Below are 14,168 nucleotides of genomic sequence, written 5' to 3'. Positions count from 1 at the left end.
AGGTGCAGTCAAAAACACAGCAGCATCTACCGAAAATGGACAGCAGCACTCTGCAAGAGTGCAGCAGTCACCCGCTATCTGATCCGGTTTTTTATCGTTAAGCTGACGCTGTTCTCCATTCCCTCCGCCGCTCACCCTATGGCTATCCGCCAAGCCGTAGATATGAGCGTCCGACATGATCGAACAGAGCCCGCGAGATGCCATGAAGCGCTACGAGAAGTATGCCGACACCATCGCCGAGCTGATCCGGACTGGCGTTCTGGCCCCCGGGCAGCGTGTGCCGTCGGTACGCTATGCGAGCCAGACCCACGGCATCAGCCCGTCAACCGTGTTCCAGGCCTATTACCTGCTGGAGCGCCGAGGGTTGATCAGTGCACGGCCCCGCTCCGGTTATTTCGTCAACCCAAAGGCGCTGGATCAACCCGGCCACAGCTTCAACGAACCGCTGAAAGACGCTCAAGTGGGCGAATCCACTGAAGTGGATGTCAGCGAACTGGTCTTCTCGGTGCTCAGCTCTATCAAAGACCCCGACACAGTGCCTTTTGGCTCAGCGTTCCCCAGCCCGATGCTGTTTCCTATGCAGCGCTTGTCGCGATCACTGGCCAGCGCCAGCCGGGACATGGACCCGCGGATGGTGGTCACCGACATGTCTCCGGGCCATCCACAACTGCGGCAACAGATTGCCCTGCGTTACAGGATTGGTGGGCTGACACTGCCCATGGAAGAACTGCTGATCACCAACGGCGCACTGGAAGCCCTAAACCTTTGCCTGCAGGCCGTCACTGAGCCGGGTGATCTGGTTGCCATCGAAGCGCCGGCTTTTTACGCCTGCCTGCAGGTGCTGGAGCGCCTCAAGCTCAAGGCGGTGGAAATTCCGGTTCATCCTCGAGACGGCATCGACCTGGACATCCTCGCGCAGACACTGCAGCGCCACCCCATCAAGGCCTGCTGGTGCATGACCAGCTTTCAGAACCCCACCGGCGCGCTGGTACCTCAAGCCCGTAAACAAGGGCTGGTCGAGCTGTTGCGCGAACATCAGGTGCCGCTGATTGAAGACGATGTCTATGCCGAGTTGTATTACGGTCCTCACGCACCCAGACCGGCCAAGGCGTTTGATACGGAAGGTCTGGTGTTGCACTGCGGTTCGTTTGCCAAGAGCCTCGCCCCCGGTTACCGGATCGGCTGGGTGGCGGCCGGGCGCTATGCGCAGAAAATCGAACGCCTGAAGCTGATGACATCGCTCTGCGCATCGATGCCCGCCCAGGCGGCGATTGCTGACTATCTGCAGCACGGCGGTTATGACCGGCATTTGCGCAAACTGCGCTACGCCCTTGAGGATCAGCAACGGGCGATGCTGGGGGCCATTGCGCGCTACTTTCCGGCACAGACCCGAGTCAGTCGGCCAGAGGGCGGCTACTTCCTGTGGCTGGAACTGCCAGAGCAAGTCGATTCATTGCAGGTATTCAAGACAGCGCTGACTCAGGGAGTCAGCATCGCGCCGGGCCCGATCTTTTCTCCGACCCGACGTTTCCGCCACTGCATTCGATTGAATTACGGCGGCGCCTGGAACGACGCGTCGGATAAAGCCATGCAAACCCTTGGACGGATCATTCACTCACTGCTTGCGAGCTGAACAGATCAGCGACCACCACCCAGATCAATGAATGTGCCGGTCGCATACGACGCTTTCTCTGACAGCAGCCAGACAATTGCTTCAGCAACTTCTTCGGCGACGCCGCCACGGCCCATGGGGATACCGGATTCCAGTTTGCTGACCCGGTAGGGATCACCGCTCAGGGCGTGGAAGTCAGTGAAAATATAACCCGGTCGAACGGCGTTGACGCGAATGCCCTCGCCTGCCACTTCTCGAGCCAGGCCCGTGGTGAAGGTGTCGAGCGCGCCCTTGGAGGCTGCATAGTCGACGTATTCACCGGGGGAGCCAAGACGCGACGCGACCGAGGACACATTGACGATGCTGCCGCCTTTACCGCCATGCCGCGGGGACATGCGCAGCAGCGCGTGTTTGCTGCACAGGATCGGACCGACCACATTGGTCATCATCATTTTCAGCAAACGGAATTCGGTCAGTTCTTCGACACGAGAGGCATGGGCAACTGTTGCAGCGTTGTTGACCAGATGGGTCACAGGCCCGAACTCGGCATCGACCCGGGCGAACAGGCGAATGATTTCATCTTCATTGCTGACGTCAGCCTGAACGGCCATCACCGAAGCGCCCATGGCCCGGACCTTCTCACAGGTCGTTTCGGCGGCCTGATGATCGGAGTGGTAGTTGATGCAGATTCGATAGCCTTGTGCTGCGGCAAGTAAAGCAGTGGCGGCACCGATACCTCGTGAGCCACCGGTGATGATGAGAACTTTATCCATAAATGTCTCCTGTAGAGGTACGCATGACGCTGATCAAACGAAACTCAGTACTCTGAATTGAAATGCATTTGCCGTGAGAGCTGACACGGCGCTGCATTGAGGCAGCCATTGGCCTGTAGGAGTGAGCTTGCTCGCGATGGCGTCAGATAAAGCGATAAATTCGTTAACCATGAAATCGAATCGCGAGCAAGCTCACTCCTACAGGGTCCGTGTTTACTTAGCGACAGCGAGGTGTCAGAAATTGCTCGAAGACTACCAGTCAGCCTGCCAGAACGGTAGCGCCTCTTGCCGCATGGATGTCAGCCATGAAGCGTTCGGCAGGTTGTGGATGGCCTAGCAGATAACCCTGCAGTGCATCACAGCCCAGACGCGTCAGGAAACTCTGCTGACGGTCCGTCTCGATCCCTTCGGCAACGATCCGCAGATTCAGCGCCTGCCCTACTGCGACGATGGCCGAGATGATCGCTGCATCGTCACTGTCATGCTCAAGATCACGAACGAAGCCACGATCAATCTTCAGTTCATTGGCAGGCAGTCGCTTGAGATACATCAGGCTCGAATAGCCCGTGCCGAAATCGTCAATGGACAGGTCGACGCCCATTTCCGATAACTTTTGCAATACGCTGATGCTCGCCTCAGTGTCGCTCATGGCCGTGGTTTCGGTGATTTCCAGGGTCAGGTTATTGGCCGGCAAGCGGTGCAGTTCGAGCGCTTTGGCAACGGTTTCCACAAGGCTGGAATGACAGAACTGAAGCGTCGAAAGATTCACCGCGACACGCCAGTGGCCATAACCCATGTCCGCCCAGATACGCATCTGGCGACAGGCTTCGTCCAGTACCCATTCACCGATACTGACAATCAGCCCGGTCTTTTCGGCCAGGCCCATGAAGGCATCGGGCAACAGCAGCCCCTTTTGCGGGTGATTCCAGCGCAACAGCGCTTCGGCCCCCATCGGCTCACCGCTGACAGCATCGAATTTGGGTTGATAGTAAAGACTGAAATGCTTGTACTTGATCGCAACACGCAGTTCCTGCAACAGCTCCAACTGATTGCGCGCGTTGGTATTCATACTCGGATCAAAGAAGCTGTAGCCATTTTTACCCGCTGCCTTGGCGTGGTACATCGCGGCATCGGCGTTCATCAGTAGCTCTTCCTGAGTCTGTCCGCAGCCTGGATAAAGCGCGATGCCAATGCTGACGGATATCTGCAACAGTTGATCGGCAATATGAAACGGCTGTGCAATCACATCGACCTGACGTGCAGCGATACAGGGCGCATCATGAATATCCTCCACATCCACCAGCAGAACGAACTCATCGCCACCGATCCGCGCCAGAGTATCCCGACGATGCAGGTTGGCCCGCAAACGCAAACCCACATCCCGCAGCAGTTGATCGCCAACATGATGACCAAAGGCATCGTTGACGGGTTTGAAGCCATCCAGATCCATGAACATCAGGGCGAAACCACCGCCTTTCGCGTCAACGCGCTGCATGGCCTCCTCAATCCGCTCCGCCAGCAACACCCGATTCGGCAAACCCGTCAATGTGTCATGCAGTGCCAGATGCTGCAGCTCACGGTTGACCTGGATCAGGGACTGCGACAGCTCGGCAGTCCTTGCCTCAAGCCTTGCATCCAGTATCGACGTCAGCAAGGTGAAGGTCAGCACCGCGAGACTTCCCACTAATACCAGCGAGAACAGGCCGTTGTAGCGAATGCCGTCAGCGAGTGCGCCGCAGTAGCTGTCCTCGGAAAATCCTGCCGCCGCCATGCCGGTGTAATGCATGCCGACAATGGCCATACCCATCACCACCGCCGCTGCACCACGGGCCAGGCGTACATGGGGCGTCTGTCGGCGCAAGCGAAAGGCAATCCAGAGGGCAGCGGCCGAGGCGGCAACGGCAATAGCCAGTGAGGCCAGCACCGTGGCGGGGTCGTAGGTGATTCCGGGATACATACGAAGCGAGGCCATGCCGGTGTAGTGCATGGCACTGATGCCTGCGCCCATGAACAAAGCCCCCAGGGCCAGCACTGACAGAGGCAGCTGCGGCTGGCTGACCAACCACAGGGCAAATCCTGAAGACAGGACCGCAATCAGCAGGGAAAGAGACGTGATGGGGAGATCGAAGGCCAGCTCTATCGGCAGGTCAAAGGCGAGCATGCCAATAAAGTGCATGGACCAGATACCAACGCCCATGGAACAGGCACCGCCGAACATCCAGAAGGCAGCGGCCCGGCCTTTCGCAGACGCGATACGCCCGGCAAGATCAAGTGCGGTGTAGGAAGCGAGGATAGCGACGAAAACTGAAACCAGAACCAACGACGAGGTGTAACTGCCAATCAGCATGGATGACCGCGACCTGGATAAATGAGCGTATCCATGCCCAGTCAAAAACCCGATTCTACCGTTTGTTCAATGGGTTGTGGCGGTCACTCGTCGAAAATATGGCGCATAGCCATCAGCTGGTGTTTTAAAGTAACGGATTTATTGTTGGAACGAGTGGGCGCATATCCCTTGTGGGAGCCGGGCTTGCCCGCGATGCATGAGACGCAGCTTAGAGACATTCCGCGTTATCGTTTATCGCCGAGATGCCGCCCAGATCAAGCTCTGCCCCCACAGCTTGATCGCATTCGAATTCACACTCTTTGAATAACCAGAGCAAAATCAGTCCCCTCAATCCTTGTCCGCCTGCATATCCAGACCACTCTGCGCATCCCATCCACCGCCCAGTGCAGCGATCAGTTGAACACTGGCAATCAGACGACTTTGCAGCAAGGTCAGCACGCTGCGCTCATTGCTCAGGGCGGTGGCCTGGACGTTGACCACGTCCAGGTAACCAATGAGGCCAGCCTTGTACTGATTGCTGGTCAGGCGCAGAGATTCACGGGCAGCGTCCAGTGCCTCGGCGCGCACGCTGGCTTCGTCCTCATAGACTTTCAGCTGGGTCAGGTAATTTTCCACTTCCTGAAAGCCAGTCAGGACAGTCTGCCGATACTGCGCCACGGTCTGGTCGTACACCGCTTCGGTGCGGTCCACTTCTGCCGAACGCTGACCGCCATCGAACAGCGTCATCGCCAGCTGTGGGCCCACCGACCAGAAACGATTGGGCAAGGTGATCCAGTTGGAGAATGTACTGCTGCTGTAACCACCGCTCATGCTCAGGGTGAGGTCCGGGTAATACGCCGCCTTGGCGATCCCGATGTTGGCGTTGGCGGCCATCACCGAACGCTCGGCCGCGGCGATATCCGGGCGACGCTCAAGCAGCTGCGAGGGCAACTCCAGTGGAATCGCTGGTAGCGCCGGAATAGAGGTGCTGGCCGCCAGATTAAAGTCCGCCGGGGCCTGCCCCATCAGCACGGCAATAGCGTTCTCGAACTGCGCACGCTGCCAGACCAGATCAATAAGATCAGCCTGCGTACTTTTCAGCTGGGTTTGCGCCTGTGCGACAGAGTCACGCCCGGAAATACCCGCGCGGTATTGATTCTGGGTCAGCGTCAATGAGCGCTGATATGCTTCGACAGTGGCCTCCAGCAAGCGCTTTTGCTCGTCAATCACCCGCAGTTGCAGGTAGTTCTGCACTAACTCTGATTGCAGGCTCAACCGCATGGCAGCGAGGTCGCCAAGACTGGCCTGGGCGCTGGCAGTGTCGGCTTCCAGTCCGCGGCGCAACTTGCCCCAGATATCGGCTTCCCAGCTCACGCCCAACTGCGTGTTGTACGTGTCACGAATACCGCTGCTGGAACTGCTCAGGCTCGAACTGCTGCTGCCTGTGCCCTGGCTTGAACGGGTTTTGCCAGCGGAGAAATCGAGAGTCGGGAAGAACGCCCCGCGAGAACTGCGAACCAGCGCCCTGGCCTGACGGTATTGAGCCTCGTACTGGGCGACGGTCTGGTTGGAGCTGTTGAGTTTCTCTACCAGGCCATTGAGTTGCGTGTCGCCGTAAACCTCCCACCAGGCGCCCCGGGCCATCGCATCACTGGGCGCAGCCTGGGTCCAGCCTTCAGCCGCCTTGAACTGCGCAGGCGTCGGCATTTCAGGCTTTTGATAATCCGGGCCGACCGCGCAGGCACTCAATAGCGCAGCACACAACGCCAGACACAGCGTGCGTCCAGGCCGGTGTTTGAAGGATTTGATCTTCTGCTGTGCGGTCATAGCGGAGTTTCCAGAGCGGCATCGGTGCGCACGCCACGCCATTTATTGAAACGATGGCGTAAACGGTCGAGATAGAGGTAAACCACCGGGGTGGTGTAAAGGGTCAGGACCTGGCTGAACACCAGACCGCCGATGATGCACAGACCCAGTGGACGACGCATTTCAGCGCCATCCGCTGTGCTCAACAGCAGCGGCAGAGCCCCGAGTATGGCTGCCATGGTCGTCATCAGAATAGGCCGTAGACGCTGCAGGCAGGCGGCGCGAATCGACGCTTCGGGACTCATGCCACTGTCGCGCTCAAGTTGCAGCGCGAGGTCAATCATCATGATCGCGTTTTTCTTCACGACCCCAATCAGAAGGAACAGGCCCAGCAACGAGATCAGGCTGAATTGCGAACCCAGCACGTAAATGCTCAGCAAGGCCCCTACTCCGGCCGACGGTAGCGTGGACAGAATCGTCAGCGGATGAATGTAGCTTTCGTACAGGATGCCCAGCACCAGATAAACCGCCAGCAAGGCACCGAGAATCATCCACGGCTGGCTTTTCTGGGTCGCGGCGAACGCATCGGCGGTACCGGCCATCTTCGCGATCACATCCGAAGGCAAGCCGACCCCCGCGACGGCGCGCTCAATGGCAACTGTGGCCTGATCGAGGCTATAGCCTTCGGCCAGATCGAATGAGATGTTTTCCGAAGCAAACTGACCGTCATGGGAAACCGTGTCGTCGGCCAGACTGCGCTCATAGCGTGCGATGCTCGACAGCGGCACGCGATTGCCGTCCGCAGTAATCACCTGAACCTGCTCAAGGGTCGCCGGGTCCTGAGCAAACCGGGGATTGACCTCCATCACCACTTTGTACTGGTTGAGGCTGTCGTAAATCGTCGACACCTGACGCTGGCTGTAGGCGTTGTTAAGCACCGCGGTAACCATGTCCATGTCGATGCCCAGACGTTTGGCGGCGTCGCGGTCAACCTGCAACGTGACCTGCTGGGCACCGCGTCCTTCCCGGGCATCGATGGCAGTCAGCTCCGGCAGGGATTTGAGCGCTGCCACCACTTTCGGATACCACTCACGCAACGCATTCAGATCGCCGCTTTGCAGAATGTATTGATAGGCCGATGTGGTCTGCTCGCGGCCACCGCCCAGTTGCAAGTCCTGATCAGGGGCCAGAAACACCCGCCCGCCCGGCACCTTGGGCATTTCCTTGCGCAAACGTTCTACGACCTGTTCGGCGCTGAGTTTGCGCTCGGATATGGGCTTGAGCCGCACCAGCATGAACGCGTTATTGGTGCCGTTGGTACCACCGATGAAGCCTGTCACCGTGTCTACAGCGGGATCGGTAAGTATCGCATCGCGGAATATTTCCATCTTCGGCTGCATGACCGTGAACGAAAGGCCGTCATCACCCCTTACAAAACCCACCAGTTGCCCGGTGTCCTGAGTCGGCAGGAATGTCTTGGGCACCACCACATACAACGCAACGTTGACTACCACTGTGACCAACAGGCTCAACAGCGTCAGACGTCGATGACGCATCACCCAGCCGAGACTGCGGTCGTAGCCTGCCACCATGCGGTCATTGACCCGGTTGCTCCAGCGTTGCAGCCTGTTCTCGCTGCCCGGCACATGCGGCTTGAGCCAGCGCGCGCACAGCATAGGCGTCAGTGTCAGGGAAACCAGCAACGAGACGATGATCGACGCCGAAAGCGTAATGGAGAACTCGCGGAACAGGCTTTCCACCAGCCCGCCCATGAACAGAATCGAGATGAACACCGCCACCAGCGACACGTTCATGGCCAACAGCGTGAAGCCCACTTCCTTGGCACCGAGGTACGCCGCCTGCATCGGGGCAACGCCTTTATCGATGTGTCGGGAAATGTTTTCCAGGACCACAATGGCGTCATCGACCACCAGCCCGGTGGCCAGAATCAACGCCATCAGCGACAGGTTATTCAAGGAAAAACCGTAGAGGTACATGATCGCGAAGGTGCCTACCAGCGACACCGGAACTGCAAGGGTCGGGATCAGCGAAGCCCGGAAGTTGCCGAGAAACAGGTACACCACGAGGATTACCAGAATCACCGCGATCAACAGCGTCATCTCTGCTTCGTGCAGCGTCGCCTTGATGACTGGCGAACGGTCCATCGCCAGCTTCAGCGTGGCGCTGGCGGGCAAGACAGCCTCCAGGGCCGGCAATTGCGCCTTGATCTGCGCCACGGTTTCAATGATGTTGGCCCCCGCCTGCCGGTTTATAACCAGCAGCACGGCAGGTTTTTTGTTGAAGAAACCTGAGTTGTAGCGGTTCTCCACACCATCGCTGACTTTCGCGACATCCTTGAGCCGCAGCGCTGCGCCATCCTGATAACGGATGATCAACGACTCATAATCCGAGGCTTTTTCCAGTTGGTCGTTGGCCTGAACCTGCCAGTTATACCGGGAGTTTTCCACTGCCCCTTTCGGACGACGGACGTTGGCGTTGTTGACCGCCGTCCGCACCTCATCGAGCGACACGCCATACTGGTCAAGCAACTGCGGCTCAAGTTCGATACGTACCGCAGGCAACGAGCTGCCGCCGATCTGTACTTCACCCACACCACTGACCTGAGACAGGCTTTGGGAAAGGATGGTTGACGCCAGGTCATACAGTTCGCCCTTCTCCAGCACCTCGGACGTCAGCGACAGGACCATGATCGGCGCCTGGGACGGGTTGACCTTTTTGTAGGTGGGCATGCTTCGCATACCGCTGGGCAGCAGGTTTCGCGAGGCATTGATCGCCGCCTGCACTTCCCGCGCCGCGCCGTTGATGTCGCGGTCCAGGTCGAATTGCAGGATGACCCGTGTGGACCCCTGGCTCGAACGACTGCTCATGGTGTTGATACCGGCAATCGAACCCAGCGAACGCTCAAGCGGCGTCGCGACACTGGATGCCATGATCTCGGGGCTGGCACCCGGCAAACTGGCGGACACCACGATGACCGGGAAATCCATGTTTGGCAGCGGTGCGACGGGCAGCAAGCCGAAACTGACGCCGCCCAACAGCATGATCGCCAGGCTCAGCAGCATGGTTGCTACCGGCCTGCGTATGAAAGGACCGGACAGGTTCATGCGTCGGCCTGCTCCAGACGCGCATCAGCGTCCGGTTTCCGGCCCCAGCGGCGGCCCATACGATCGAAGTACAGGTAAATCACCGGTGTCGTAAACAAGGTCAACACCTGGCTCAACATCAAGCCGCCGACCATCACAAGCCCCAACGGTTGACGCAGTTCAGCGCCAGAACCGCTGGCCAGCATCAGCGGCACGGCGCCAAACAATGCCGCCATTGTCGTCATCAGAATCGGCCGGAAGCGCAGCAAAGCCGCCTCATAGATGGCTGTTTCAGGATCCACACCCCGGTTGCGCTCTGCATCGAGGGCGAAGTCGATCATCATGATGGCGTTTTTCTTGACGATACCGATCAACAGGATGATGCCGATAATCGCAATCATGCCCAGATCGTTGCCACTGATCAGCAACGCCAGCAAGGCCCCCACCGCCGCTGACGGCAATGTTGAAAGAATGGTGATCGGATGGATGTAGCTCTCGTAGAGCACGCCCAGCACGATATACATGGTCACGACAGCCGCGAGGATCAGCAGCAAGGTGCTGGACAACGAAGCCTGGAAGGCTTGCGCTGCCCCCTGAAACTCGGTCTGTACGCCAATGGGCATGCCAATGTCTTTCTCGACCTGCTGAATGATCTCCACCGCTGACCCCAGTGCAACATTCGGCGCCAGGTTGAAAGACATCATGACTGCCGGGAACTGCCCCAGATGTGTTATCGCCAGTTGCGCCTGACGTTGTTCCACATGGGCCAGACTCGACAGTTTGACCTGTGCACCGTCGGTGGTCTTGACGTGAATCTGCTCTAGCGCCTGAGGCCCCAATTCGCTGGCAGATGCGGCCTGCAACACCACCCGATACTGACTGGCCTGAGTGTAGATCGTCGAAATCTGCCGTTGACCAAACGCGTCATACAACGCATCGGTGATGTTTGCCACCGTCACGCCGACACGACTCGCCGCATCACGGTCGATTGCCAGATAGACCTGTAAACCCTTGTCCTGCAAATCGCTGGCAACATCCGTCAGTTCCGGACGCTTGCTCAGCGCATCCACCAGCCGACCGCTCCACAGACTCAGTAATTCGGCGTCCGGGGAGGACATGCTGAACTGATACTGGGTACGGCTGACCCGGTCCTCAATGGTCAGGTCCTGAACAGGCTGCAGGAACAGACGTATGCCGGACAGCTTGTCCAGTTGCGGCTGCAAGCGCTGGATGATCTCGGTTGCGGTGACATCCCGATCGCCGTGGGACTTCAGGTTAATCAGCAGACGCCCGCTGTTCAGAGTCGCGTTATCGCCATCCACACCGATGTAGGACGAAAGACTGGTCACGTCGGGATCTTGCAGAATGATTTTCGCCAGTGACTGCTGTCGCTCGCTCATGGCGGCGAAGGAAATCGATTGCGGTGCCTCGGAAATCCCCTGAATCACGCCGGTGTCCTGCACCGGGAAGAAGCCCTTGGGCACCACCATGTAAAGGAAGACGGTCAATGCCAGCGTGGCAATCGCCACCAGCAACGTCAGCGGCTGATGCTTGAGCACCCAGCGCAACTTGTTGCCGTACGCTTCAACCAGCCAGTCCAGCCAGGCACCGCTAGCGTGGTAGAAGCGGCTTTGCTCTTCTTCCCTGGGTTCACGCTTGAGCAACCGGGCGCACATCATGGGCGTCAGGGTCAGCGACACAACCAGCGATATCAGGATCGCCACCGCCAGGGTGATCGCAAACTCGCGGAACAACCGCCCTACTACGTCAGCCATGAACAGCAGCGGAATCAATACGGCAATCAGGGAGATCGTCAGCGACACCAGCGTAAAGCCAATCTGCTTCGCGCCCTTGAGCGCCGCCTGCATCGGTGATTCACCCTCTTCGATATGCCGTGAGATGTTTTCCAGCATAACGATGGCATCGTCGACCACGAAACCGGTGGCAATCGTCATGGCCATCAATGTCAGGTTGTTGACCGAAAAACCCGCCAGGTACATCACCCCGAAGGTGCCCACCAGAGACAGCGGTACTGCAATCGACGGAATAATCGTGGCGCTGAATCGACGCAGAAACAGGAAAGTCACCAATACCACCAACACGATGGCAATAAGCAATTCGTGTTGCACGTCTTTGACCGAGGCCCGGATCGTCTGGGTCCGGTCCGTCAGAACCACAACATCCAGCCCCGCAGGCAAGTTATCGGTGATGCTCGGCAGCAACGCCTTGATGCGATCCACAACCTCGATAACGTTGGCACCCGGCTGACGCTGGATGTTGAGGAGCACCGCCTGATTCTCGTTGGCCCAGGCCGCAAGACGCTCGTTCTCGGCACCATCGACGATTTCCGCTACATCCTTGAGACGCAGTGGCGCGCCGTTGCTGTAGGCCAGAATCAGATTGGCGTATTCCTCAGGGGATTTGAGCTGGTCGTTGGCGTCGAGCATCGACACCCGGGTCGGACCGTCGAAGTTACCCTTGGGCTGATTGACGTTGGACGCACCAATCAAGGTACGCACATCCTCAAGGTTCAGGCCGTTGGCGGCCAGTGCCTCGGGATTGACCTTGATCCGCACCGCCTGACGCTGGCCACCGGCGATGCTGACCATGCCGACGCCACTGATCTGGGAAATCTTTTGCGCCATGCGCGTGTCGACCAGATCGTTGAGTTTGGGCAACAACATGGTCTTGGACGTAATGGCCAGGGTCAGCACCGGGGTGTCTGCCGGGTTGACCTTGTTATAAACCGGAGGCGCCGGCAAATCAGTGGGCAGAAGATTGGTCGCAGCGTTGATCGCGGCCTGTACCGACTGCTCGGCCACGTCCATATTCAGGTCGAGACTGAATCGCAAGGTAATCACCGACGCACCACCGGAACTGGTGGACGCCATCTGACTCAGCCCCGGCATTTGCCCGAACTGGCGCTCAAGAGGCGCGGTGACGGCGCTGGTCATCACTTGCGGACTGGCGCCCGGGTACAAGGTCATGACCCGGATGGTCGGGTAATCGACTTGCGGCAGTGCAGATACCGGCAGCAACTTGTAGGCGATCAAACCGGCCAGAACGATGGCGAGCATGCTCAGGGTCGTTGCGACCGGCCGCAGGATGAACAGTCTGGAGATGTTCATGCGCGGGTGCTTTCCGCCTTGCCAACCGACGCCGACTCATCAGTGCTCTTGCCCGGCTTACCCTGTAGCTGCTGACCCGGGGTCGTCGGGACATCCTTGCTGTCGCTGACCACTTCTACCGTAGCGCCATCCCGCAGACGATCAGTGCCTTCCAGAACGACACGATCCCCGGCAGACAGCCCTTCGCTGACCACTGTCAGTTGTTCGTTGTTGGCGCCAGTCTTGAGTGCGCGGATCTTGACCTTGTTGTCGCCATCCATCGCGTACACAAAGGTGCCGTTGGTACCGAACTGAATCGCGGCGGTAGGCACCAATACAGCCTGCTTGAGGGTATCGGCCAAAAGATGCACATTGACGAACTGGTTAGGGAACAGCACTTCGTTCTGGTTCTCGAAGCGGGCCTTGAACTTCAGAGTTCCGGTGGCCACATCGATCTGGTTGTCGAGACTCGCCAGCACGCCTTGGGCCTGCTGTTTCAAGTCACCACGATCCCAGGCCTCCACGGGCAACTTGTCGCCACTGCGGTAGCGGGTAATCACATTGGCCAGGTCTTTCTCGGGCAGTGTGAAAGCAACGGTGATGGGCTTGGTCTGGGTGATGATCACCAGCGCCGTGGTGTCATTGGCCGCCACCAGATTGCCGACGTCCAGCTGCTTGAGGCCGATACGCCCGGCAATCGGGGCACGAATGCGAGTGAATTCAAGATTGAGTTTGGCGTCACCTACCGCTGCCTGGTTAGTCTTGATCGTGCCCTGATACTGATTGACCAGCGATTCGGCGGTATCCAGCGTCTGCTTGGCAATACTGTCTTCGGCATACAGACCGCGATAGCGCTGCACGTCCAGTTGGGCGTTTTTCAGCAGAGCCTGATTGGTCGCCAGCGTACCTTCCGCCTGCTGCAGGGCGATCTGATAACTGCGTGGATCAATCTCGGCCAGCAAGTCCCCGGCCTTGACCATTTGCCCTTCCTGAAAGTTGATCTTGACCAGTTCGCCCGCCACCCGGCTGCGCACATTGATGGTGTTCATCGCGGTCACGGTGCCCAAGGCCTTGTAGTAAATCGGGAAATCGCCCAGCACTGCCGGAGCCACCCGAACCGGCACGGGAATAGTAGAACCACCAAAGCCAGGACGCGCCACGCCACTTTCGGCCGTACTGCCTGATTTGCGGTGCGCGCCGTCTTTGCCCGGCGCAGATGCAGGCCACAACCACCAGCACAAGCCGACGATAATCAACAGGACCAACAGGCTGATGAGCCAGCGACGGGAACTACGGGGGCCAGACGATTGCATGAATAAATCAACCATTGCGGATGGGGCTTTTCAGGAGGCTGAACAATAAGCACAGATGCGTGACAAGCAAAGCGCCTTTACCGGCAATTTACTTTGTCCTTACCTTTGTTAAACAGCTGAAGCGTAA

General features: G+C 58.4%; 7 protein-coding genes. 1 reads left to right on the top strand and 6 read right to left on the bottom strand.

Features of this window, described 5'->3' with window-relative positions:
• Nucleotides 1-202: 202 nt before the first annotated feature.
• Nucleotides 203-1,633, top strand: coding sequence for a GntR family transcriptional regulator MpaR (gene mapR / locus AO242_RS12090; RefSeq protein WP_099268970.1), 1,431 nt, complete (start codon nucleotides 203-205; stop codon nucleotides 1,631-1,633).
• A 5-nt stretch (nucleotides 1,634-1,638) separates the two neighbouring features.
• On the opposite strand, the gene AO242_RS12085 is transcribed toward mapR, so the two are convergent.
• The 6 genes from AO242_RS12085 to AO242_RS12060 form a co-directional block, all read right to left on the bottom strand.
• Nucleotides 1,639-2,385: an SDR family oxidoreductase gene (locus AO242_RS12085; RefSeq protein WP_099268839.1), complete on the bottom strand. Its 747-nt coding sequence runs from the start codon at nucleotides 2,383-2,385 to the stop codon at nucleotides 1,639-1,641.
• 259 nt (nucleotides 2,386-2,644) lie between these two features.
• Nucleotides 2,645-4,732, bottom strand: a complete 2,088-nt coding sequence (locus AO242_RS12080; protein WP_099268838.1) for a putative bifunctional diguanylate cyclase/phosphodiesterase — start codon at nucleotides 4,730-4,732, stop codon at nucleotides 2,645-2,647.
• A 327-nt stretch (nucleotides 4,733-5,059) separates the two neighbouring features.
• Entirely contained in the window at nucleotides 5,060-6,538 is a 1,479-nt protein-coding gene (locus AO242_RS12075; RefSeq protein ID WP_099268837.1) for an efflux transporter outer membrane subunit, read from the bottom strand.
• Complete coding sequence (locus tag AO242_RS12070) at nucleotides 6,535-9,642, bottom strand: multidrug efflux RND transporter permease subunit (protein WP_099268836.1); 3,108 nt, start codon at nucleotides 9,640-9,642, stop codon at nucleotides 6,535-6,537. Before AO242_RS12070 ends, AO242_RS12075 begins: the two co-directional genes overlap by 4 nt.
• On the bottom strand, nucleotides 9,639-12,749 hold the full coding sequence (locus tag AO242_RS12065) for an MdtB/MuxB family multidrug efflux RND transporter permease subunit (protein WP_099268835.1): 3,111 nt from the start codon (nucleotides 12,747-12,749) through the stop codon (nucleotides 9,639-9,641). Before AO242_RS12065 ends, AO242_RS12070 begins: the two co-directional genes overlap by 4 nt.
• Nucleotides 12,746-14,056 carry an MdtA/MuxA family multidrug efflux RND transporter periplasmic adaptor subunit gene (locus AO242_RS12060; protein ID WP_099268834.1) on the bottom strand — a complete coding sequence of 437 codons (1,311 nt, stop codon included), beginning with the start codon at nucleotides 14,054-14,056 and terminating at the stop codon, nucleotides 12,746-12,748. The genes AO242_RS12065 and AO242_RS12060 overlap by 4 nt, the downstream gene beginning before the upstream one ends.
• Nucleotides 14,057-14,168: the final 112 nt, after the last annotated feature.

It is taken from the genome of Pseudomonas sp. ICMP 561 (assembly GCF_002699985.1).
GTDB lineage: Bacteria > Pseudomonadota > Gammaproteobacteria > Pseudomonadales > Pseudomonadaceae > Aquipseudomonas > Aquipseudomonas quasicaspiana.
This window is presented reverse-complemented; position numbering and strand designations above follow the sequence as displayed.